Genomic DNA, 19931 nt, shown 5'->3' with positions numbered 1-19931 from the left:
TTATCGGTGCTTTTTACTAACCACATAAACCCCGCTCAACACCAGGAATGTCCCCGCCAATTGCATCGCGGTAATGGCTTCATGCAGTAAGAAAAACGCCAACACCAGCGTGGCGATAGGGCCAGTGGTGCTGATGATCGAAGCCGAACTCGCACCGATTTTGCGTATGCCCGCGTTCATAAAAAATGACGGCAACACGGTCGAAAAAATCGCCATGACCCATGCCAGAACGTAAATGTCGACGGATAAATGCGTCAGGTCAAGCCCATGCCGCACCCCAAAATGCACCAGCGTCGCCACGCTGGCAACCGTCATGGTGTAAGCGGTAAAGCGCGTGGAGCCGATGCTGTGCGTCATCACGCCGCTGCCCATCGTAAATATCGCAAACACCACCGCGCTCGCCAAGACGAACGACGCACCCAGCCAGATGTTCGCCGAGGTCAGCGACAATTGCTCCAGAAACACCAGCAGCATCCCCGCATAACTTAAGGCCAGCGCGAGCCCGGCCCGCCAGGTGATTTTGCGTCTATGGAACAGCGCGGAAAACAGCACGACAAAAGTCGGGTAGAGGAACAAAATGACCCGCTCCAAACCCGCCGAAATGGTTTGCAAGCCCAGAAAATCCAGATAACTGGCGATGTAATATAATTTTAGTGTCCCAGCCATAAAAACACACAAGGCCGCGACTTAGCGGCCTTGTCCATGCAAGCTTGGCGGCTCCGCCACCAAGTCAGGCTTTGCCTACACCAACCACACCCCGCCAACCCCAAGACCATCGGTGCTAAGGCCGGCCACGGACACCCCGGCCAATTGCACGGCGGTGTCCGTGGCCCCGCCGTCCTGGAACACATAGCTGTTGCCGCCCACGGTGAACGCCACGGTTCCGCCTTGGTTCAGGTTGGCCTGCAAGTATTTGAAGATGTTGCCCAGGTCTTTGTTGGCCAAGGTCAACGCGCCCGCGTAGCCGTTTTGGTCGTCGAACGTCACCAGGCCGTGGCTGATGGCGTGGCTTTTGATGATCCCAAAATTGCTGCCGTCCACGCCCGTGGTGTCGGCGGCGATGGCGGCACTGGCCAAGTCCAATTTGTCCGTGCTTGCTGTGCCGCCGCCGTTGCCCAGTGCAAAACTGCTGATGGTGTCATAGCTGGACACCAAGCTGTCGCCCGTGGCGATTTTCACCACATCAGTGGCCGCCCCGGCTTCGGTCAGGATGATTTTGTCCCTGCCCAAGCCACCCGTCAGGACATCCGCCCCATCGCCGCCATTCAGCCTGTCATTGCCGTCGTTACCGGACAAGCGGTCATTGCCGTCCAGCCCTTGGATGCGGTCAACGACATCAGTCCCTGTTAAGGTGTCGGCCGCCGTTGTACCGACAATGTCAAAACCACGGGCCAACAGCCCAGCCAGGGTCAGGGACGTGCCGTCAGCAAAGCGGAAAGTGCCCACACTTGAGCTGTTGAGGGAATTGTCAGGGTCAAAACCCGCGATATGCACTTCATCGCCATTGCCCAAATCCAGGGCCAGCGAACCCAATTTCAGGGTGATGTCGTCCTGGCTGATGCCCTCGCCAAAGATCAGGATGGTGTCGTCCTGGTCAGGGTCTATCACCGTGTCGTGGCCATCGCCACGGTTGAAGAAAATGGTGTCTTTGCCAGTGCCGCCGTAGAGAGTGTCATCGCCCGTGCCGCCGCCTAACAGGTCGTCCCCACCGCCGCCATAGAGGATGTCTTGTCCAGCCCCACCCAGCACGGTGTCGCCGCCCTGGTCGGCGGCGGTCATCACACCGTCCTTGTCATCCCCATAAAGGACATCATCGCCACCGCCGCCTTCAATGTAGTCACCGCCTGTCTGTCCGGCGATCCAGTCGTTGCCATCGCCACCATAGAGGACATCGTTGCCGCCGCCCGTGGCCAGCCGTTGGCTGGCGGTCATGACGACCCCCGACGCCGGGGTCAGGGTGTAATCGTCGGCCGTGGCATTCGCCGACCATTGGAAGACAGGGCCAAAAACGAGAAGCACCGGATCGGTGGCGTAACTGCCGGCATCTTTGGCATAATCCATGATGCCCTTGACCGCATCCCAGTGATAAGACACGGTGAGGGGGCCTGCATAAGAAAGTGAAGCGGAACCCCGATAAGGCGTGTATTGCGCATCCCCCAGCAACAGGTCGTCACCCGCGCCGCCTTGGAGCAAATCCTCCCCGGCACCGCCGAACATCACATCTTCGGCACGGCTGCCGTACAGGGAATCGCTGCCGTTCTCGCCGCTGAGCCAGTCGCCCCGGTCGCCGCTGTCCGCCCCGGCAAACTGCCAGTTGCCGTCATCGGCATCGCCCCAGAGCTGGTCGCTGCCGCTGCCGCCCAACAGCACGTCAGTTTGGGTGCCGCCATAGGCGATGTCATTGTCGGAAAACAGCGGTGTGGTGGGGTTGGGGCCGGTTTGGATAAAATCACGGCCATTGCCGCCCGTCACCCGGTCATCGCCATAAGCGGCGTAGACATAGTTGCTGCTGTCCCCAGGGGCAACCCCATTGCCCGTACTGATGAGGTCATTGAGGTTGGTGCCCCGGATGGAGTCGTTCTTGGTGCCGCCGTCAAACTCCACCGCCTTGGGCGCGGCACTGCCGTTCAGGTTCAGGTAGGCGGTGCTGTTGGGGAAGCTCAGTTTGATGCGGTCAACCGTGTCCGCCGCCGCGCCTTTTGTGATGCCGAACTCCCCTGATTGCCAGCCCTGCAAGTCGGCCACGGCCTGGTATTCATGGCTGGCCGGGTCCTGCATTGCCAGCCGCCAACTGCCGCCCGCCAGTTCCTGCAACAGGAAGGAATTATCGGCGCTGTAGTAGACATGCCCGCCGTTGAACGTGGGCTTGAACTCACCGGACACGGTCACGCCGTTGATTTGGATTTGGTTGCTGCCGTCATGGTCAACAATGGTGTCCACGCCGTCACCCGTGGCGTAAAGGTAGGTGTCGTTGCCTTGGCCGCCCTCGAGTTTGTCGTCACCTTCCTCCCCGTATAAAACATCATCACCTGCCAATCCTTTTAATGTATCGTTACCTTGTCCGCCAATGAGAAGGTCATTGCTAGGCAGCGGGGTTTGTGGAATGGGCGGCCTGGTTTCGTCACGCCCGATTAATTGGTCGTATAAATCCAAGGCATAATCCCCCACCATAACTTCTCCGTTAATGTGGATGGCAATATTTTTCTGGGTGACATATAAGCCGACCAACATATCGCGGGCCGGTCTCAATGCTTCGGCAAGGGTGTCCACCTGATCGGCACCCGAAAGGTGATAATCGCTGTTGGCATCGTCAATAACGTTATTGCCTTCCACGCGGCCATCCAAGCCAACCCCATATTTCGCTTCATACGCCGTGATGTTGTCGTGATGGCGGGTGTACATTTGCAGCACTTGTTTGGCTTCGGCTTCGGTGACGGAGTTTGGATTGTTGTACAGGCTGAATACTTCAGATTCAAAATAATGGCGTTTAGCCAACCCGGCCAAGTCATTGCCGTTTGATTCATAACGTATTTGATACCATGCCTCGGCACGGTTGTCGGCGGCAAGGGCTAACGCTATGTTTCCACCCAAAACGCCGTTGTAAGAGAGCGATAGAAATACCAAGCGTTCTTTGGATTCAGGGATAATCCCAAGGCCGTATGCGGCGGCCCAATTATCGACTCGTTTTTCATATGTTATTTCAACCAAATCGTCAAAAACGTTTTTTACTTGAGTTTCATTGGCGAAGTTAAAGGTAGTGCCGGGCATGTATTGCGCCATGTAACCGTCCAGAGTCATCTTGATATCAGAATCACTTGCCCCTTTATGTTGTTTTTCTAAATAACTTGTCAATTTATTTATCAATACAGTATTTGTAATTCCCATCTCGGCAAACACACGAGTGCGTACATTTGCATCCGATAAATTAAAACCAACTCCGATAGTAACAAAACCTAAACCATCGTTGTAGGGTGAAAAATGGGGGTTGCCACTTTCCTCAACTTGTAGGATTAAGGAATAGCGGTCGTCTTTGTAACTGCTGGTCGTTGGATGAAAGTTCATTTCGGTACTCCTGGGTGGGGTTGATAATTTAAAAGGCAAATTTTGTTCATAATCAATGCTGGTTTTTTTTCGTCTAAGTATTTGTTAGGTTCATAACAGTTACGCCCGCCAAAACAAGCGTGTATTTCACCAAGGACAACCATTGCAACCCATTGCATAAGGAACATTGAAATCCTCTAATTCCTTTAGTCGCTGGATGGTTCTCTCTGAAAGACATTTAGTAAACCGAATCGGTTGGCTGTCGCTATAAAACCCACAATCCAAATCTCTGAACTTAATCCACGCACTTTGAGCACTCATAAGTCGTTTTTTGTGAGTCTTATTTTTCAATTTATCCAAATAACCAACTAGCTCGTTATATTCTTTATTGAGGTAGCGATCGCTTTCGCTATACACCTGCGAGAAGCAACCTTCTATGCGTGAATAACTAGATAATTCGCCGCACTTTTCATGTTTATCCAATAACTTGTCTGATTCGTTATTTGCAAAAACGACTGGCGAAAAAAATAATGCCATCATCACTATTGCAGTGATTCTGTGCATCACTCTTGCTCTGTAATCGCCTAACATTTTCTAGAGCGGTAGGTTGGGGTGATTGAATTAACAACAACCGCATCAACATACTGTTGCGAGGTAAGGGTTCTGTAAGTAAGCATGATATGTTCCTCAAATTAAAGGTGTGGACAAACGATTACTAAATTCTGCAACCGGGCCAAATCGGGATCGCTCAAATGATGTGCAAGGCCCGTTGTACTCGACTGGGCGGCCAATGCGCTGCCGGGGGGAGTGAAAGCCGCCGTTGGCTTTGGGTCATCCGGGGATGCCATCACGTCGGCCTCCAGGGAAAATGCTGTAAAGGAGGGTGTGCTAAATTGCCAAGCCTCGATGCTGCCTGGCACGGGTTTTTTGCTGGGGTTTGCCATGGTGTTCTCCTGTTGTGGGGTTGAAAAATTATTGAACGGTATTGGGTTTCTCGGTGGCTGCCGCCCGCTCAAACGACGCAACCAATTCTCTGATTTTGGATTCGATTTGCCGCCAGTCTTTCAGCAAATCCAAACTGAACGTGTAGTCAACGTAAATATCGTCGCTGTATTTAAAATAATTGTTGCAACTGGGCGAAGGGGCGAATTCGGATCCCCTGCATTTTGCTGAATACACATAACGGCCGTTTTCTAAAATCGCATAAATGTTTTGAACCGCTTTTTTTTCATCTGCACCTTTCTTATAGGTGTAATAAATAAACCTCGGTGGAATCCTTGGATCGTGGTTATACGACCCTTCGATGCCTTGTTGCCTTAAGGCGTAAATGTCATGGAAAAACTGATATTCCGGGATCAAGCCGCCACGGTCAGCCAGCTCTTGATGGGGGTCTAAGATGGACGGGTCAAATTTCCCGTTAGGTGGCTGATACCATTTGACATCCACATGGTGAATCATGAAATCAATTTTATTGCCCCTGCCCAGTTGCTCAAACTCTGCGCGGGTTTCCTCGGTGTAGGGCTTTAAGTCCGGCCACAGCACCCATATGCCGTCGGGTGTTCTTTTTTTGATAATATCGGTGGGTAACCGCCCCGGTTTTTTAAAAATATAATTGACGGGAATATTGAAACGGCGCACACCCACCTGATAACGGAGCACTTGCGTTTGTGTGGTCTGCTGACCTGCCAACGGGAAAACGTCCGAGGGCGAGGGGTGCGAAAGTGTCCACTGCAACCAGCCAATAAGCCCAAGATAGGCGATAAAAATCATCATCAGGCCACCACCAATGGCAACCGCTAGATATTTCAGTAGTTTTTTCATTTTCAACCTGCGATGGTCTTAGGGTTTCTCGGTGGCTGCCGCCCGTTCAAACGACGCAACCAATTCTCTGATTTTAAGCTCGATTTGCTGCCAATCTTTCAGCAAATCTAAGCTAAAAGTATAGGTAATATAAATATCCTCGCTGTATTTAAAATAAGCGCGGCAAGCGGGATGTGGGCCGAACTCAGATCCCGTGCATTTTGCTGAATACACATAACGATCCTTCTCTAAAATCGCATAAATGTTTTGAACCGCTTTTTTTTCATCTGCACCTTTCTTATAGGTGTAATAAATAAACCTCGGTGGAATCCTTGGATCGTGGTTATACGACCCTTCGATGCCTTGTTGCCTTAAGGCGTAAATGTCATGGAAAAACTGATATTCCGGGATAAAGCCGCCCCGGTCGCCGACTTCTTGGTTGGGGTCTAAAATTGACGGGTCAAATTTCCCGCCAGGCGGCTGGTACCATTTGTTATCCATATAGGTAATCATGAAATCAATTTTATTGCCCCTGCCCAGTTGGTCAAACTCGGCGCGGGTTTCTTTGGTGTAGGGTTTCAAATCCGGCCAAAGCACCCAAATGCCATCGGGTGTTGGGGTTTTAATAATGTCGGTACGCAGCCGCCCCGGTTTTTTAAAAATATAATTGACGGGAATATTGAAACGGCGCGAGCCAACCTGATAGCGAAGCACCTGCGTTTGTGTGGTCTGCTGCCCTGCCAACGGGAAAACGTCCGAGGGCGAGGGGTGGGAAAGTGTCCACTGCAACCAGCCAATAAGCCCAAGATAGGCGATAAAAATCATCATCAGGCCACCACCAATGGCAACCGCTAGATATTTCAGTAGTTTTTTCATTTTCAACCTGCAACGGCCTTAGGGTTTCTCGGTGGCTGCCGCCCGTTCAAACGACGCAACCAATTCTCTGATTTTAAGCTCGATCTGCCGCCAATCTTTCAGCAAATTAAAATCAAATTCATAGCGGACATAAATTTCATCGTTATATTTTAAAAAGCTTTCGCAATGTCGGCTTGTCCATGGTGAATGATCGCTTTCTGCTCCATCACATCTAACAGAATAAAGGCAATGTCCCTTGTCTAAAACCGCATATTTATTTCCCAAAACTGGTTTTTTTTCATTGTCCCATTCTGGATAATAAATAAACTCCTCAGGTACTTTGCTGTCATGAACGTAAGTTCCTTCTATTCCTCGTTGCTTAAAATGGTAAATATGAGAGTAACATGCTTGCTCTGGAGTCAAAGCATCGTGTAGTACCGCAGGGACTTTATTAGGATCATATGCACCGTCTGGGCGATACCACTTAGTCTGTGTTAGTGATAAAAAAATTTTATTTGTTATTTTTCTCCGATGCTCAAATTCCGCTCGGTTTTTTTCGCTATAAGGTTCTAAATCTGGCCAGAGAACGGAGATAACATCAATTCCATCAATAATGTTTGAGGGCAATATATCTGTAGTTCTGATGGTGTAATTAACAGGAATGTTTAAACGGTACGAGCCTATTTTGTAGCGTAAAGGCAGCGTATTTATTGTATGCATCCCTTGTAATGGTGAGGCGTTATATGGGTAACGATCCGAAAACTTCCACTGTAACCAGCCAATAAGCCCAAGATAGGCGATAAAAATCATCATCAGGCCACCACCAATGGCAACCGCGAGATATTTCAGTAGTTTTTTCATTTTCAACCTGCAACGGCCTTAGGGTTTCTCGGTGGCCGCCGCCCGTTCAAACGACGCGACCAATTCTCTGATTTTGGATTCGATCTGCCGCCAGTCTTTCAACAAATCCAAACTGAACGTGTAGTCAACGTAAATATCGTCGCTGTATTTAAAATAATTGTTGCAACTGGGCGAAGGGGCGAATTCGGATCCCCTGCATTTTGCTGAATACACATAACGGCCGTTTTCTAAAATCGCATAAATGTTTTGGAGTGATTTTTTTTCACTCACTTCTCCGGTTGCGCCTTTCCATTGCTGATAATAAATAAACTCCGACGGTATCCTTGGATCATGGTTATACGACCCTTCAATGCCTTCTTGCTTTAAGGCGTAAATGTCATGGAAAAACTGATATTCCGGGATAAAGCCGCCCCGGTCGCCGACTTCTTGGTTGGGGTCTAAAATTGACGGGTCAAATTTCCCGTTTGGTGGCTGATACCATTTGCCCGTCATTCCCGTAATCATAAAGTCAATTTTATTGCCCCTGCCCAGTTGGTCAAACTCGGCGCGGGTTTCTTTGGTGTAGGGTTTCAAATCCGGCCAAAGCACCCAAATGCCATCGGGTGTTGGGGTTTTAATAATGTCGGTACGCAGCCTCCCCGGTTTTTTAAAAATATAATTGACAGGAATATTGAAACGGCGCGAGCCAACCTGATAGCGAAGCACCTGCGTTTGTGTGGTCTGCTGACCTGCCAACGGGAAAACGTCCGAGGGCGAGGGGTGCGAAAGTGTCCACTGCAACCAGCCAATAAGCCCAAGATAGGCGATAAAAATCATCATCAGGCCACCACCAATGGCAACCGCGAGATATTTCAGTAGTTTTTTCATTTTCAACCTGCGATGGTCTTAGGGTTTCTCGGTGGCTGCCGCCCGTTCAAACGACGCAACCAATTCTCTGATTTTAAGCTCGATCTGCCGCCAGTTTTTCAACAAATTAAAGTCAAATTCATAGCGAACATAAATCTCATCGTTATATCTTAAAAAACTTTCGCAATGTTGGCCTGTCCACGAGCACGAGGGGTCAGGTCTTGCAAAATCACGTTAACGGGTATTTTTGAAACATACTCTGAGCGGGATGGGGTCTCGCAAACCCGTCCGGCAAGATCATTGGGCACACACGCCGCCATAAAAATGTCACCCAAGACACCTTCGCTTGCCTTGAGCCAAGGCCTGCCAATCGCCCCTGAATTTCAGGGAAGTTCTAGGCACACTGGGATGTGATGTTAATGCGCCCCTTTGCACAAGTAACCGAGGAACAAGCGTCATTGACAATAAGTGTAGACTACCTTTGTTATTTGCAAGTTTTTAGTGTCCGCCGCCTTGTCGGGCCGCCGCCGCACCGTTGCCTGACATCTAAGCGTCCGATGATGAAAAGCCCCAATAAAACCAAACAACCATCCCTATTCGGACGGGAGCATCGGGTATAAAAGGTTTCCTGATTAGCAAGATTCTTCAGCCAATTCCAAAACGGTCAGGTCTTGCATTTTGCATGAAAATCGAAAAGCACGGTGCAAGACCTGACCCCTTTTTTGCGCGTTGGACTTTCCGGCGGTGTGTTCCAAAACCGGCTATTGACCGAACAAGCACTGTCGGCATTGGAACAAGCGGGTTTTGACGTTTTCCTTCACGAAGCCATCCCTTCCGGCGATGGAGGCATCAGCTTGGGCCAGGTGATCGAAGCGGGAAGCCAATGCTGTTTTTAGCGGTGCTTTTTACTGACCACATAAACCCCGCTCAACACCAGGAACGTCCCCGCCAATTGCATCGCGGTGATCGCTTCATGTAGTAAGAAAAACGCCAACACCAGCGTGGCGATAGGGCCGGTGGTGCTGATGATTGAAGCCGAACTCGCGCCGATTTTGCGTATGCCCGCGTTCATAAAAAATGATGGTAGCACGGTCGAAAAAATCGCCATGATCAATGCCAGAACGTAAATTTCGACGGATAAATGGGTCAGGTCAAGCCCATGCCGCACCCCAAAATGCACCAGCGTCGCCACGCTGGCAACCGTCATGGTGTAAGCGGTAAAGCGCGTGGAACCGATGCTGTGCGTCATGACCCCGCTGCCCATCGTAAATATCGCAAACACCACCGCGCTCGCCAAGACGAACGACGCACCCAGCCAGATGTTCGCCGAGGTCAGCGACAATTGCTCCAGAAACACCAGCAGCATCCCCGCATAACTTAAGGCCAGCGCGAGCCCGGCCCGCCAGGTGATTTTGCGTCTATGGAACAGCGCGGAAAACAGCACGACAAAAGTCGGGTAGAGGAACAAAATGACCCGCTCCAAACCCGCCGAAATGGTTTGCAAGCCCAGAAAATCCAGATAACTGGCGATGTAATAACCCATCAAGCCCAACACGGTGATGATCAACCATTGCCTGCCCGTCATCGGCGCGCTTACTGAGGCTTTATTACTCCAAACCGCCACGACCAAAAAAAACGGCAAGGAAAACAACATACGCAAAGCCATCAGCGTAATCGCATCTATTTGCACATTGGCGGCATACGCCAGTTTGATCAAAATCGCTTTCGCGGAAAAACCGAACGCGCCCAGTAACACCAGCACCAAGCCGATCATGCGCTGGCGTTGTTCGGAGGGGGATTTGTTTGAAGACAATGAAATTCCTTTGGGATGGCGGAAAAAGAGGGGGAGCTTATGATGTCAGCAATCATTCATTAATCATCTCAAAAATTGTCACGTTGCCAGATCTTTGTGCAAGAAAATTTAGGATGATTAATATAATTGTTGGAATCGTCTGGCCTAGCAAAACAGATGCTGGGTTGTATGATTAGCGCAAAGTTATTTGACCCGCCTAATCAACGCTTCAATTTCCGCTTTTTGTGCCATGACCGATGCACAAAGTTGGAATTGCGCCTTGGCACGCTGCAAATTTTGCCCAGGCCCGGTGATTTTAAAATAGCGGTCGCCTTGCAGATAATCCGTGTAAAACCGCAAACCCAATTCAAAAGGTAGCAATTGGATGGCGGGAAATAAATAATCGTAATCTTCGCCGCTAAAAAAAGCGGCGGCCTCGTCCAGATAACTTTTTAAAATCGCCGCACCTTTGTCCAAATTAAACGTGTTAGTCGCTGCATCATGGCAGCACGAACGCAAGCAATCGCCAATGTCATAATGCACCAGCCCAGGTTTGACGGTGTCCAGATCAATCAGGCTGATGATCTTGCCGTCTTGCGCAAACAAAAAATTATTGAGTTTAGGATCGCCATGAATCACCCGTACCTGCAAGTGTTTTTGTTGTTTGGCGGATTCTAAAATGTCGGGATGTTCAAATTCACGGATGAAATCCGCACAAAACGGGTCGAACCTCTGCGTTTGTTGGGCGACTGCGTGATAATTGCGTAAATAGTCCGGCGTGATATGGAAACCTGGCAAGGTGTCATGCAGCTTGTTTGGCTTCAGGCTGCTGGTCAAGCGGTGGAAATGCCCCAGCGCGTAGCCGGTTTGTGCCGCATCATCGAGTGAACGCAAGCTTTCCAGGCTTTTCGTCCCGGCGATAAAGCTTTGCGCCCGCCAGCTATTGCCGAGTTCGTCTTGAAAATTTGCCAGCCCAGTTGCCGTGCATAAAATGGCCGGCATTTGTAGATGCACATCGGTTTGTTGGCGGATGTGTTGATTTAGCGTCAGCAAATTGGCGGTGATCAGCTCCGGCTCAGGAAACACTTGCCGGTTGATGCGTTGCAAGACAAATTGTCTGGACTCGGTTTGTCTGGACTCGGTGCTTGTCACCAAAAACGTGTCATTAATCAAGCCATTGCCTAGCGGTGTGATGGAGTTGATTGACTTGGCGAAATGCCCGGCGATGCTGTGTAGGAGGTTTTTTTCTATGCTCATGCTGGTTAATTTAAGGTACTGCCAATTTCTGTCAAGGTGGTTTCCGGCAATGAATTTACCCAAAAATCTGTCCACGAAAGCCAACAGTAGGCGCATTACGACTGCATGGATGCCCCACAAGGGGGTCTATGGACAGAGGTAGAGCAATGCCCCTCAAGGGGGTCTATGGACAGAGCAGCGTAGCGGTGTGCCGAGGCGACACAAAAAACACGAAAAAAACGTCTCCAAGTTATTTTTTCGTGCCTTTCGTGATTTTCGTGGACTTTAGTTTTTCTACGAATCAGATTTTTGATGGTATGTTCTTTCTCGAAAATCACCTAAGCGTTAGTTTTGTTGGGCGAATATTCGGGGCAAACCTTGCGTTTGGCACAATGCTATATTGCGGACGGTCACGATTTGTGCCGAAAAAGATAGGCGTCATTCACTGGACAGCCCCGCGCATCGCTGGCACAAACCATGCACTTCAACGGCTTTGCTGTGGGCGGTGAAGCCGGCCCGTTGAAATTCCTCAGCCAAAGCCTGCATGACTTGGCTTGCCGTGCGTTCTTCAACTTCTTCACACTGCTTGCAAATCAACAGCAATTGCTCGTGCTGGCGTCCCGAACAACGGCAACCGACAAACGCATTCAAACTTTCGACACGGTGGATCAACCCTTGCGTGATCAAAAAATCTAAGGCCCGGTAAATTGTTGCGGGTTTGGCGGCGTTTTGCAGGGGTTTGATGCGGTCCAGCAATTCGTAGGCTTTTACCGCTTTATGGCTTTCCCAAATCAATTCCAACACTTGATGACGGATAGAGGTCAATTGCACACCGCGTTCGACGCATAAAGTTTCAGCGGTTTTCAGTGCGTTATGGACGCATTGCTGGTGGTTATGAGTCGTTGGTGGTGGCGTAAATAGGGGTTCAGCGGGCGTTTTCATCGGGTTGGCATCAAGAGAGTCGGAGCAGATGATATAATATAACTCATTCTACTGCATGGGCAATGACGTAATTTTAATAGCCCATTATCTAGGAAACCGCTGGACAATTTTTACCAAACCCTTGCAGTTGTTTAGAGGCATCTGCTGCAATAAAACTAGTTGGACACACCATGTCTATGGATTTGGATGGAAGCGGTTTCACTTGTCCAAGTCGGCGAATTCCGTCCACGGCTCATGAAAATCGCTGATCGATTGCATCACCGCCTTATACACCGTGATAGGCCAGGAACATCAGGGTGCACTGGTGAGGACAGGGTGTCCCACCTCAAGGGTGGTCTAAGGACAATTCACCTTGATTAAAAAAGTGGACGGCAAACATGCCGAAGCCGTCACGGAAGCGACGGTTATTTTGCCCAAGCCTTATCTGGACAAGGCGTTGACGATCACCGCCGATAACGGCAGGGAGTCCGCCGGACATGAAACCATCAAGGCACATCTCAATGCGGAGGTGTGTTTTGCGCATCCCTACCATTCGTGGGAGCGCGGTTTAAACGAAAACAGCAACGGGTTGACCAGGCAGTACTTTAGCAATACCCACACGGGGCGCTAGAGGCAGCCGTTTTGAGAATATCACGGATGCGGACGTTGAAGCGGTGATGCACAAGCTGAACCACCGCCCACGAAAATCACTCAATTACCAAACACCCCATGCAGTGTTTTTTGCTGAACAAGAGCAAGAGGCCGCATGGTACCTAAGATTGCACTTCGGAGTTGAATCCACGCTTTTGATTTTTAGATTCTCTTTTTCAGGGATGCCTTTCGGCTGCGGCATATTTTAGTCCAAAAATAGCTTGCTGAAATTTTTGGGGCATCCATTCATGTCAGTTGTTCGGCGCGGTTTTCTTCCGTGACCTTGAACCAGTTCAAGCTATTATGCAAGCCCACCACCGTGCCGATGATAATCAGCGTGGGCGGGGAGATTTTCTCGTCCGCCATCCGCGCGGGCATGGTCGCCAGGGTTCCGGTGAAGACGCGCTGGCTAGCGGTGGTGCCTTGTTGCACCAAGGCTATCGGCAAATCTGGCGGGCTACCGTGGGCGATCAGCGACTGGCAGATTTTTTCCAGGCCCATCGAGCCCATGTAGACCACGATGGTTTGGTTGGGGGCGGCAAGCTGGGTCCAATTCAAGTTGATTGAATTGTCTTTTAAATGTCCGGTGACGAAGGTGCAGGATTGGGCATGGTCACGGTGCGTCAACGGAATGCCGGCATACGACGCACAGCCGGATGCGGCGGTGATGCCGGGGACGACTTGGAAGGCGATGCCTTCTTGCATCAGGGTTTCGATTTCCTCACCGCCGCGCCCGAAAATGAACGGGTCGCCGCCTTTTAAACGCACCACGCGCTTGCCGGTTTTGGCCAAATCGGCAAGCAGGCGGTTGATGGAATCTTGCGGCAAGCTGTGGTTTTGGCGTTGTTTGCCGACATAGATTTTTTCACTGTCGCGGCGGGCCAGATCTAAAATTTCCGGTGACACGAGATGGTCATAGACAATCACGTCGGCTTGCTGCATCAACCGCAAGGCACGGAATGTCAATAAATCCGCCGCACCCGGGCCTGCGCCTATCAAATAGACTTCGCCCACCGTGGCGGCGTTTTCGTGTTTGTCCAGCACCGCCAGCAATTGCTGTTCGGCTTGCTGCTCGTTCCCGGCGTAGACTTGTTCGGCAACCGTACCCTGAAAAATAGTCTCCCAGAAAATCCGCCGTTGTTCGGGAGCGTGGATACGTTGTTTGACCGCAGTGCGGAATTTTTCCGCCAGTTGCGCCAAGCGTCCGTATGCGGGTGGGATGACGCTTTCTATTTTCGCCCGTAACAACCGCGCCAACACGGGGGCCGCACCGCCGGATGAAAACGCGACCACCAGTGGCGAGCGGTCAATAATCGCGGGCAAGATAAAACTGCACAGATGTGGATTGTCAACGACATTAACGAAGATATGGCGGGCATTGGCGGCGGCGGCAACGCTTTGATTGGTTTCGGTATTGTCGGTTGCCGAAACGACCAGCATGAATCCTTCCACATCATCCTGCATGAAAGCCTTTTCGATGAGCGTCAATTTTTGTTCCTTTGCCAATTGCGCGATGGCAGGGCTGGTCTTCAGGGCGATGACCGTGACGCAGGCCCCGGCGCGTAGCAGCAGGTCAATCTTGCGGGCGGCGATGTGGCCCGCGCCAACCACGAGGCAAGGACGGTTGTTGAGCTGGGCAAAAAGCGGGAAATAATCCATTGTCTGGGGATGTGTCGATTGAATTGGGGGTGCTATTATAAGCACCCTCGATAGGCTTTAGAAAACTTAAAATACCGCAATGATTGAATGTAATGTAGAAGTTGATGCCAGTGGTTTGATGTGTCCCTTGCCGTTGTTGCGCCTAAAAAAGGCTTTAAACAGCATGGCAAGCGGGGAAGTGGTCAAGGTCATCGCCACCGACCCGGCGGCGCATCTGGATTTTGGCGTGTATGTCGATCAGGCGGGGCATGTGCTGGTTGAAGTGGTCCGCCACGATAATAGCCAGGTTTTTTATGTCAGGAAAAAGTGAGCGGGGTGTTTGTCAGGCTTCGTCATTCGTTATTTTTCTGGCGCGTCCTGTCAAAAATACGGCGGCCAAGCCAGTGATAGCAAGCCCTGCAATGGTACCGCCGGCTTCCGGTTGTCCGTGGACGGCGGTATAAACACCGCCTCCGATACCCGACAAACCGATCAGCAAGGCGCAGGTTTGACCAATCAAGCGTTCAATGAAAACAAACGTGTTTACCCGATGGGTTTCTTTACGGCGATATTCCGCTTCGGTTTGGGTTTGTTCAAACACCCAATCGACGCGGTCAGGGCGAAATTGATGCAGTTGTTCAATTTGTTGGACGGGAATTATGGGGCTGTCGGTTTCGTGCTGTTGGACGGTCAAATCACCATGTCGACTTTTAACGGAGGCGTGCGTTGACTTTGCCATGCTTGGTCACATTTTTGCGTAAGCCGCCGGTAATTTTCGCCGCATCGCTACGTAACGCCGCCGCATCTTTGCGGAAATCACCACGTTGAGGACGGCAATAATCTTGCTCAGGATATAAAATCAAGGTTTGGCTTATGCCATCCAGCCAGTTTTTCAAATGTCTGTTCATAAGTTTGATTTGCAAATAAATTTTTTGCCAATATACCTGATTGGCATAAGTGTATCAATATGAAAAGGGATTGTTTCATATCGTTGTCTTTTTAGTCGCGCCAAGACATCGAGGTTTTTCAAGTCGTCTCTTGAAAACAAGAAAAACCTGAAAATCCCTGCGGCACTACTTTTGCCAATGCCCGAAATGCCCTGTCGGACAATCTGCTTCCCGCAAGCTAATCACCGGCCAATGGGCGGTTTTTGCAAATGCCGCCAGTTTGTCATCCGGGTTGACGGCAACCGGATGCGCCACCCGTTGTAGCAGTGGCAAATCATTATGCGAGTCGCTGTAAAACCAACTGTCTTGTAAGTTTTCTTCGGTGTCTTGTAACCAGGCTTCCAGATGCGTGATTTTTCCCGACTGAAAACACGGCGCACCGATGAATTTTCCGGTGTAGCGTCCATCCAGCATTTCGGGTGTCGTCGCCAATAAATGCTCGATACCGTAAAGCTGGACGATTGGTTCAGTGACGAAGCGGTTGGTGGCGGTGATCACCAGCAAGGTGTCGCCACGCGCCTTATGTTTGTCGATAAGCTGTTGTGCGGGTTTTAGCAATATTGGCGTGATGATGTCGCGGATAAATTGCCCACGCCATTGATAAAGTTGTGCAGGTTCGTGTTCCGCCAACGGCTTTAAGGAAAAGCCTAAAAATTCGACAATATCCAGTGTGCCTTGCTTGTAGTCATCGTAGAATTTGGCATTCGCCGCTTCATATACGTCTTTGTCGACCACGCCCTGGTCAACCAGAAACTGCCCCCATAAATAATCACTGTCATCGCCTATCAAGGTGTTGTCCAAATCGAAAATCGCCAAGCTCATAGTTATCCTGTCAAAAATGGGTTCATCGTTTGCTGGTGATGCTGTCTTCCGGCGGGTTCGCGTAAACCTTCCGAAAGCCATAGTCAGGTGGTGAATGTACCATCAAAAGGCCGAAGTGCTATAGCTTCTGCACTTTTTTTATGGAACAATGGAACAATTACAAACTGTCTTGTCTGACCACGCACTATCACCAGTTGATGAGGACAAAGGCAAGATAAAAACGACAGGTTTTAACATGATAGACTCTAAAGGATACCGGCCCAATGTCGGGATCATCCTTTGCAATGACGAGGGTCGCGTGTTTTGGGCAAAACGGATGGGCGTGGACGCATGGCAGTTCCCGCAAGGCGGAATCAATGAAAATGAAGACCCTGAAGCAGCGATGTATCGAGAATTGTGGGAAGAAACCGGGCTACAAAAACAACATGTACAAATTTTAGGACGCACCCGTTACTGGTTGAGGTACCAATTACCCGAACGCTATATCCGTAAAAATTCGTTGCCATTGTGTATAGGCCAAAAGCAGATTTGGTATATGTTGCGTTTGTTGGGTAGCGATGCCCATGTGCGTTTTGACCGCAGCCCAAAACCGGAATTTGATAGTTGGCGTTGGGTGGATTATTGGGAGCCGCTGAATAATGTGGTTTATTTCAAACGCAAAGTGTATCAAAAGGCGATGACCGAACTGGGCGTGATTTTGACCATCCAGGGCATACCAGTCAATGCGGAAGGCTATTTGTCCAAGCAAGGGAACGCAAAAGCCTAGTTGTCACTAGACTTACCATTCCCTCTGTAGCCCAAAAATGAGGCTCCCAAGCCATTAATTGCCGTGCCATGCAGGTGGTGGTTTACCGGTCTGGCAGGGATTTAGGCGTTAAAAAGGGTTCAGACGCTATTCAGTTTATCGTGCCTATGATGATGTAAAACCAATCCTATTCGGGAATTATCATGGCATTTTCAATCAAACGTTTGGCTGTAGCGGCTTTGCTGGGTGCGTTAAGCGCGTGTGCGGTTTATCCGGCGGATTATGGCAGTTATCCCGTTTATGTCGCTCCGCGTCCACGGATTGTTGTCCGGCGGCGTTATTTTCCACCTCCACCTCCTCCGGTTTTTCTCTATCCGAGGCCTTTCGGTTACGGGCATCCGCGTTTTTATGGACATGAATATCGCGAACACGAACATCGCGAACATGAACATCATGGACATGGTGACTGACGATAAAGCTGTCGATAGTGGGTCAAATGGGGTGTTTGATTAGGCTGAATGGATACAAATTCAGGTTTGACCCACGACCAGACTGTTTTAGGAAAGTTGATCCAGCATTTGTCCGGTGATTTCGGTAAAGCTACTGACTTGCCGATGTGCGGTGTTTTCTGTCAACTCTGTTTCCCGCTTAAGCCAAATGGTATGGAATCCGGCGGCTTGGGCGGCATCGAGTTCTTCTTCAATATCCGATAAAAACAATAGTTGTTCCGGTGGTAACTGGATTTGTTTAGCGATGTTCCGGTACGATTCCATCTCCCGTTTGCCGCCGATGTTCGTGTCAAAATAACCGGAAAACAGCGGTGTCAAATCGCCGTAATCGGTATGGGCGAACAGCAGTTTTTGCGCTTGTACCGAACCGGATGAATAGACATACAAATCCAGTCCCTGCTGTTTCCAGTGTTGCAATTGTCCGGCGGCATCGGCGTAGATATGCCCGTGGAAATCGCCCCGATGGTAACCGGCTTCCCAAATCAAGCCTTGCAAGGCTTTTAACGGCGTGATTTTTTTGTCTTCATCCAACCAGTGGAGCAGTTGTGCAACCGCTGCTTCGGTGTCAAATGATATGCCCGCCAAATTGCAAGTGTCCGCCAATAAGGCTTTAACGGAAGCATCTTCGGCGTGGTCATGGACAAATGCCCCCAGATGTGCGTGTGCATAAGGGAACAGCACGTCTTTGACAAACGCCAAAGAGGTCGTCGTGCCTTCAATATCGGTGACGATGGCTTTAATCATGGCAATTCGGCGAGGGTTTGGTCTAAAGTAGGGAAAGAGGCACCAATCTCGCTGCCGGTGAAATTGGCGACCCAACCGTCCGGCGTGGTGAACAGGCGGATGGCTTTTAAACGAGGGTTTTCACCCAAATCAAACCAGTGCTTGGTATGCGCCGGAACGCTGATCAAATCGCCCCGTTCACATAGCACGACATAAACTTTGTCGCCGACATGCAGATAAAACAGCCCGTAGCCTTCGATAAAAAAACGCACTTCAAAATCATCGTGCGTGTGTTCCGCCAGGAATTTTTGCCGTAAGGCGGCTTTGTCAGGATGGTCGGCGTTCAGGCTGATGACATCGACCGATTGGAAACCGTATTGTTGTTGTAAACGTTCTATGGGTTCGGCATAAGCGGCGAGAATCGTGGTTTGGTCGGCATCGGCGGCGAAAGCGCAGTTTGCCGTCCAACGTTCAAACACGACATTGAGTGCGTGCAATTGGCCCGCGATGGCGGCGAAATCGCTGTAGCGTTCGCCTTGTTCGGCGTTGTTATCCGCGTAAACAGTTAATAAACTCATTTTTTGGCTCCGTATAAGTGCAGTTCACAAGCAAATAAAAAATCCAAGGCTTCCAAGTAGCGTAGCGTTTCTTCAACCGATGTTCCCCATGTATAAAGCCCGTGTCCGGCGATGATATACGCATAACAGTCCGAGTGTGTATCCAAATACGCATCGACCTGCGCCGCCAGACGCGGAATATCCTGGTCGTTGGCAAAAATCGGCACGACGATACGGCTTTCGTGCGTGTCGATGCCACAGAACGCTTTCAGCAATTCGTAATTTTCCAGCACGATTTCCGGGCCAAACAACTTGGAAACCAGCACCGTATTTAATGGATGCGGATGCAATACGGCGTTAATTTCAGGGAAGCGGCGGTATATGCCCGTATGCAAACCCGTTTCTGCCGAGGATTTTTTGCCATCCAGGGAGTTGGCGTCGATGTCAATCAGCATAATATCATCACTGTGCAAACGGCCTTTATGTTTGCCGGACACGGTGATGGCTATCGTGCCGTCAGGCAAACGCACCGAAAAATTGCCGCTGGTCGCCGGGACCCAGCCTTTGCTGTCGATAAAACGTCCGGCGGCAATCAGTTGCTCGGCGGCATGGTAAAAAGAGTTGCTGTCAGTCATGGTGATGTCGTCGGTAGTCTTAGAAAATCGTTGTCTGAGTAGCTGATGGTGTCCGGCCTTTTAAAGTTAAGGCGATTTCCAAGAATGAATGTACCCAACTCGCGCAGGATTTTTGCTCATTTTCAAGGCGTAAAAATAGGCGCATAGCGGGCTATGCAACTGTTTTTACAACGCAGAAAATGGGTAAAAAGACTAGCGAGTTGGGTATATTCTTCGCCGGAAATCCAGGGCCACCTCATTAAAATACCTGAGCCAAAATCTCAGTTAAAAGCAAGTCATCCCAGCCAGCGGCCTTACGCATACGTTTGACACTCATGCGTTTCTTTGGGGTTTGCCTGATCATGTTCAAGGC

General features: G+C 50.1%; 22 protein-coding genes and 1 pseudogene. 5 read left to right on the top strand and 18 right to left on the bottom strand.

Annotated features, from left to right (window positions below):
• From PHH59_RS00115 to PHH59_RS00080, 8 genes are all read right to left on the bottom strand, one after another.
• Positions 1–666 carry a DMT family transporter gene (locus PHH59_RS00115; protein ID WP_300009335.1) on the bottom strand — a complete coding sequence of 222 codons (666 nt, stop codon included), beginning with the start codon at positions 664–666 and terminating at the stop codon, positions 1–3.
• A gap of 75 nt (positions 667–741) precedes the next feature.
• Positions 742–4062 (bottom strand): hypothetical protein, encoded by a 3321-nt coding sequence (locus PHH59_RS00110; RefSeq protein ID WP_300009333.1) that lies wholly within the window; start codon positions 4060–4062, stop codon positions 742–744.
• A gap of 126 nt (positions 4063–4188) precedes the next feature.
• Positions 4189–4605, bottom strand: coding sequence for a lysozyme inhibitor LprI family protein (locus PHH59_RS00105; RefSeq protein ID WP_300009331.1), 417 nt, complete (start codon positions 4603–4605; stop codon positions 4189–4191).
• Positions 4606–4733: 128 nt separating this feature from the next.
• A complete protein-coding gene (locus tag PHH59_RS00100; RefSeq protein WP_300009328.1) occupies positions 4734–4985 on the bottom strand; it encodes a hypothetical protein in 252 nt (83 codons plus the stop codon).
• Positions 4986–5013: 28 nt separating this feature from the next.
• Positions 5014–5862 (bottom strand): hypothetical protein, encoded by an 849-nt coding sequence (locus PHH59_RS00095; RefSeq protein ID WP_300009325.1) that lies wholly within the window; start codon positions 5860–5862, stop codon positions 5014–5016.
• An 18-nt stretch (positions 5863–5880) separates the two neighbouring features.
• Positions 5881–6717, bottom strand: coding sequence for a hypothetical protein (locus PHH59_RS00090; protein WP_300009322.1), 837 nt, complete (start codon positions 6715–6717; stop codon positions 5881–5883).
• An 18-nt stretch (positions 6718–6735) separates the two neighbouring features.
• Entirely contained in the window at positions 6736–7557 is an 822-nt protein-coding gene (locus tag PHH59_RS00085; protein ID WP_300009319.1) for a hypothetical protein, read from the bottom strand.
• Between the two features lie 18 nt (positions 7558–7575).
• The gene (locus PHH59_RS00080) at positions 7576–8424 is read right to left on the bottom strand and encodes a hypothetical protein (protein ID WP_300009316.1); all 849 of its coding nucleotides are present in this window, start codon (positions 8422–8424) and stop codon (positions 7576–7578) included.
• A 680-nt stretch (positions 8425–9104) separates the two neighbouring features.
• On the opposite strand from PHH59_RS00080, the gene PHH59_RS00075 reads away from it, so the two are divergent.
• Entirely contained in the window at positions 9105–9299 is a 195-nt protein-coding gene (locus PHH59_RS00075; protein ID WP_300009313.1) for a hypothetical protein, read from the top strand.
• Here PHH59_RS00075 and PHH59_RS00070 read toward each other — a convergent pair.
• The 3 genes from PHH59_RS00070 to PHH59_RS00060 all read right to left on the bottom strand — a co-directional run bounded on the left by PHH59_RS00070 (position 9296) and on the right by PHH59_RS00060 (position 12373).
• Entirely contained in the window at positions 9296–10216 is a 921-nt protein-coding gene (locus tag PHH59_RS00070; protein ID WP_300009310.1) for a DMT family transporter, read from the bottom strand. The genes PHH59_RS00075 and PHH59_RS00070 overlap by 4 nt on opposite strands.
• A 183-nt stretch (positions 10217–10399) precedes the next feature.
• Positions 10400–11452, bottom strand: coding sequence for an aminoglycoside phosphotransferase family protein (locus tag PHH59_RS00065; protein ID WP_300009307.1), 1053 nt, complete (start codon positions 11450–11452; stop codon positions 10400–10402).
• Positions 11453–11869: 417 nt separating this feature from the next.
• Positions 11870–12373, bottom strand: a complete 504-nt coding sequence (locus PHH59_RS00060) for a transcriptional repressor (protein ID WP_300009304.1) — start codon at positions 12371–12373, stop codon at positions 11870–11872.
• Between the two features lie 346 nt (positions 12374–12719).
• Between PHH59_RS00060 and PHH59_RS00055 the strand changes: the two are divergent.
• A pseudogene (locus PHH59_RS00055) lies at positions 12720–12956 on the top strand (IS30 family transposase); the annotation flags it as partial.
• Positions 12957–13249: 293 nt separating this feature from the next.
• Here the strand turns inward: PHH59_RS00055 and cysG are convergent.
• Positions 13250–14662, bottom strand: a complete 1413-nt coding sequence (gene cysG, locus PHH59_RS00050) for a siroheme synthase CysG (RefSeq protein ID WP_300009301.1) — start codon at positions 14660–14662, stop codon at positions 13250–13252.
• A 79-nt stretch (positions 14663–14741) separates the two neighbouring features.
• Between cysG and PHH59_RS00045 the strand changes: the two genes are divergently transcribed.
• Entirely contained in the window at positions 14742–14972 is a 231-nt protein-coding gene (locus tag PHH59_RS00045; protein ID WP_300009299.1) for a sulfurtransferase TusA family protein, read from the top strand.
• A gap of 12 nt (positions 14973–14984) precedes the next feature.
• Here PHH59_RS00045 and PHH59_RS00040 read toward each other — a convergent pair whose 3' ends face one another.
• The 3 genes from PHH59_RS00040 to PHH59_RS00030 all read right to left on the bottom strand — a co-directional run bounded on the left by PHH59_RS00040 (position 14985) and on the right by PHH59_RS00030 (position 16410).
• Positions 14985–15380 carry a hypothetical protein gene (locus PHH59_RS00040; protein ID WP_300009296.1) on the bottom strand — a complete coding sequence of 132 codons (396 nt, stop codon included), beginning with the start codon at positions 15378–15380 and terminating at the stop codon, positions 14985–14987.
• Entirely contained in the window at positions 15352–15549 is a 198-nt protein-coding gene (locus tag PHH59_RS00035) for a hypothetical protein (protein ID WP_300009293.1), read from the bottom strand. The genes PHH59_RS00040 and PHH59_RS00035 overlap by 29 nt, the downstream gene beginning before the upstream one ends.
• A 165-nt stretch (positions 15550–15714) precedes the next feature.
• Positions 15715–16410: an HAD family hydrolase gene (locus PHH59_RS00030; RefSeq protein WP_300009291.1), complete on the bottom strand. Its 696-nt coding sequence runs from the start codon at positions 16408–16410 to the stop codon at positions 15715–15717.
• Between the two features lie 235 nt (positions 16411–16645).
• On the opposite strand from PHH59_RS00030, the gene PHH59_RS00025 reads away from it, so the two are divergent.
• Positions 16646–17176: an RNA pyrophosphohydrolase gene (locus PHH59_RS00025; RefSeq protein ID WP_300009287.1), complete on the top strand. Its 531-nt coding sequence runs from the start codon at positions 16646–16648 to the stop codon at positions 17174–17176.
• 182 nt (positions 17177–17358) lie between these two features.
• A complete protein-coding gene (locus PHH59_RS00020; RefSeq protein ID WP_300009284.1) occupies positions 17359–17625 on the top strand; it encodes a hypothetical protein in 267 nt (88 codons plus the stop codon).
• Between the two features lie 87 nt (positions 17626–17712).
• Here the strand turns inward: PHH59_RS00020 and mtnC are convergent, their stop codons facing one another.
• From mtnC to PHH59_RS00005, 3 genes are read right to left on the bottom strand one after another with little or no spacing between them, the layout of a single operon-like run.
• Entirely contained in the window at positions 17713–18408 is a 696-nt protein-coding gene (gene mtnC / locus PHH59_RS00015; protein WP_300009281.1) for an acireductone synthase, read from the bottom strand.
• The gene (locus tag PHH59_RS00010) at positions 18405–18965 is read right to left on the bottom strand and encodes a cupin (protein ID WP_300009278.1); all 561 of its coding nucleotides are present in this window, start codon (positions 18963–18965) and stop codon (positions 18405–18407) included. The genes mtnC and PHH59_RS00010 overlap by 4 nt, the downstream gene beginning before the upstream one ends.
• Positions 18962–19579, bottom strand: a complete 618-nt coding sequence (locus PHH59_RS00005; RefSeq protein ID WP_300009275.1) for a methylthioribulose 1-phosphate dehydratase — start codon at positions 19577–19579, stop codon at positions 18962–18964. Before PHH59_RS00005 ends, PHH59_RS00010 begins: the two co-directional genes overlap by 4 nt.
• Positions 19580–19931 lie beyond the last annotated feature (352 nt).

Source organism: Methylovulum sp. (assembly GCF_028687615.1).
In the GTDB taxonomy this organism is placed as follows: Bacteria; Pseudomonadota; Gammaproteobacteria; order Methylococcales; family Methylomonadaceae; genus Methylovulum.
The sequence above is the reverse complement of the archived record's forward strand: the minus strand, read 5'-3'. Positions and strand labels throughout refer to the sequence as shown.

Bases quoted from the DNA above. Each gene is read 5' to 3' on its own strand.
- PHH59_RS00115 (WP_300009335.1), bottom strand. From the start codon at position 666: ATGGCTGGGACACTAAAATTATATTACATCGCCAGTTATCTGGATTTT.
- PHH59_RS00110 (WP_300009333.1), bottom strand. From the start codon at position 4,062: ATGAACTTTCATCCAACGACCAGCAGTTACAAAGACGACCGCTATTCC.
- PHH59_RS00105 (WP_300009331.1), bottom strand. From the start codon at position 4,605: ATGCACAGAATCACTGCAATAGTGATGATGGCATTATTTTTTTCGCCA.
- PHH59_RS00100 (WP_300009328.1), bottom strand. From the start codon at position 4,985: ATGGCAAACCCCAGCAAAAAACCCGTGCCAGGCAGCATCGAGGCTTGG.
- PHH59_RS00095 (WP_300009325.1), bottom strand. From the start codon at position 5,862: ATGAAAAAACTACTGAAATATCTAGCGGTTGCCATTGGTGGTGGCCTG.
- PHH59_RS00090 (WP_300009322.1), bottom strand. From the start codon at position 6,717: ATGAAAAAACTACTGAAATATCTAGCGGTTGCCATTGGTGGTGGCCTG.
- PHH59_RS00085 (WP_300009319.1), bottom strand. From the start codon at position 7,557: ATGAAAAAACTACTGAAATATCTCGCGGTTGCCATTGGTGGTGGCCTG.
- PHH59_RS00080 (WP_300009316.1), bottom strand. From the start codon at position 8,424: ATGAAAAAACTACTGAAATATCTCGCGGTTGCCATTGGTGGTGGCCTG.
- PHH59_RS00065 (WP_300009307.1), bottom strand. From the start codon at position 11,452: ATGAGCATAGAAAAAAACCTCCTACACAGCATCGCCGGGCATTTCGCC.
- PHH59_RS00060 (WP_300009304.1), bottom strand. From the start codon at position 12,373: ATGAAAACGCCCGCTGAACCCCTATTTACGCCACCACCAACGACTCAT.
- cysG (WP_300009301.1), bottom strand. From the start codon at position 14,662: ATGGATTATTTCCCGCTTTTTGCCCAGCTCAACAACCGTCCTTGCCTC.
- PHH59_RS00045 (WP_300009299.1), top strand. From the start codon at position 14,742: ATGATTGAATGTAATGTAGAAGTTGATGCCAGTGGTTTGATGTGTCCC.
- PHH59_RS00040 (WP_300009296.1), bottom strand. From the start codon at position 15,380: ATGGCAAAGTCAACGCACGCCTCCGTTAAAAGTCGACATGGTGATTTG.
- PHH59_RS00035 (WP_300009293.1), bottom strand. From the start codon at position 15,549: ATGAACAGACATTTGAAAAACTGGCTGGATGGCATAAGCCAAACCTTG.
- PHH59_RS00030 (WP_300009291.1), bottom strand. From the start codon at position 16,410: ATGAGCTTGGCGATTTTCGATTTGGACAACACCTTGATAGGCGATGAC.
- PHH59_RS00025 (WP_300009287.1), top strand. From the start codon at position 16,646: ATGATAGACTCTAAAGGATACCGGCCCAATGTCGGGATCATCCTTTGC.
- PHH59_RS00020 (WP_300009284.1), top strand. From the start codon at position 17,359: ATGGCATTTTCAATCAAACGTTTGGCTGTAGCGGCTTTGCTGGGTGCG.
- mtnC (WP_300009281.1), bottom strand. From the start codon at position 18,408: ATGATTAAAGCCATCGTCACCGATATTGAAGGCACGACGACCTCTTTG.
- PHH59_RS00010 (WP_300009278.1), bottom strand. From the start codon at position 18,965: ATGAGTTTATTAACTGTTTACGCGGATAACAACGCCGAACAAGGCGAA.
- PHH59_RS00005 (WP_300009275.1), bottom strand. From the start codon at position 19,579: ATGACTGACAGCAACTCTTTTTACCATGCCGCCGAGCAACTGATTGCC.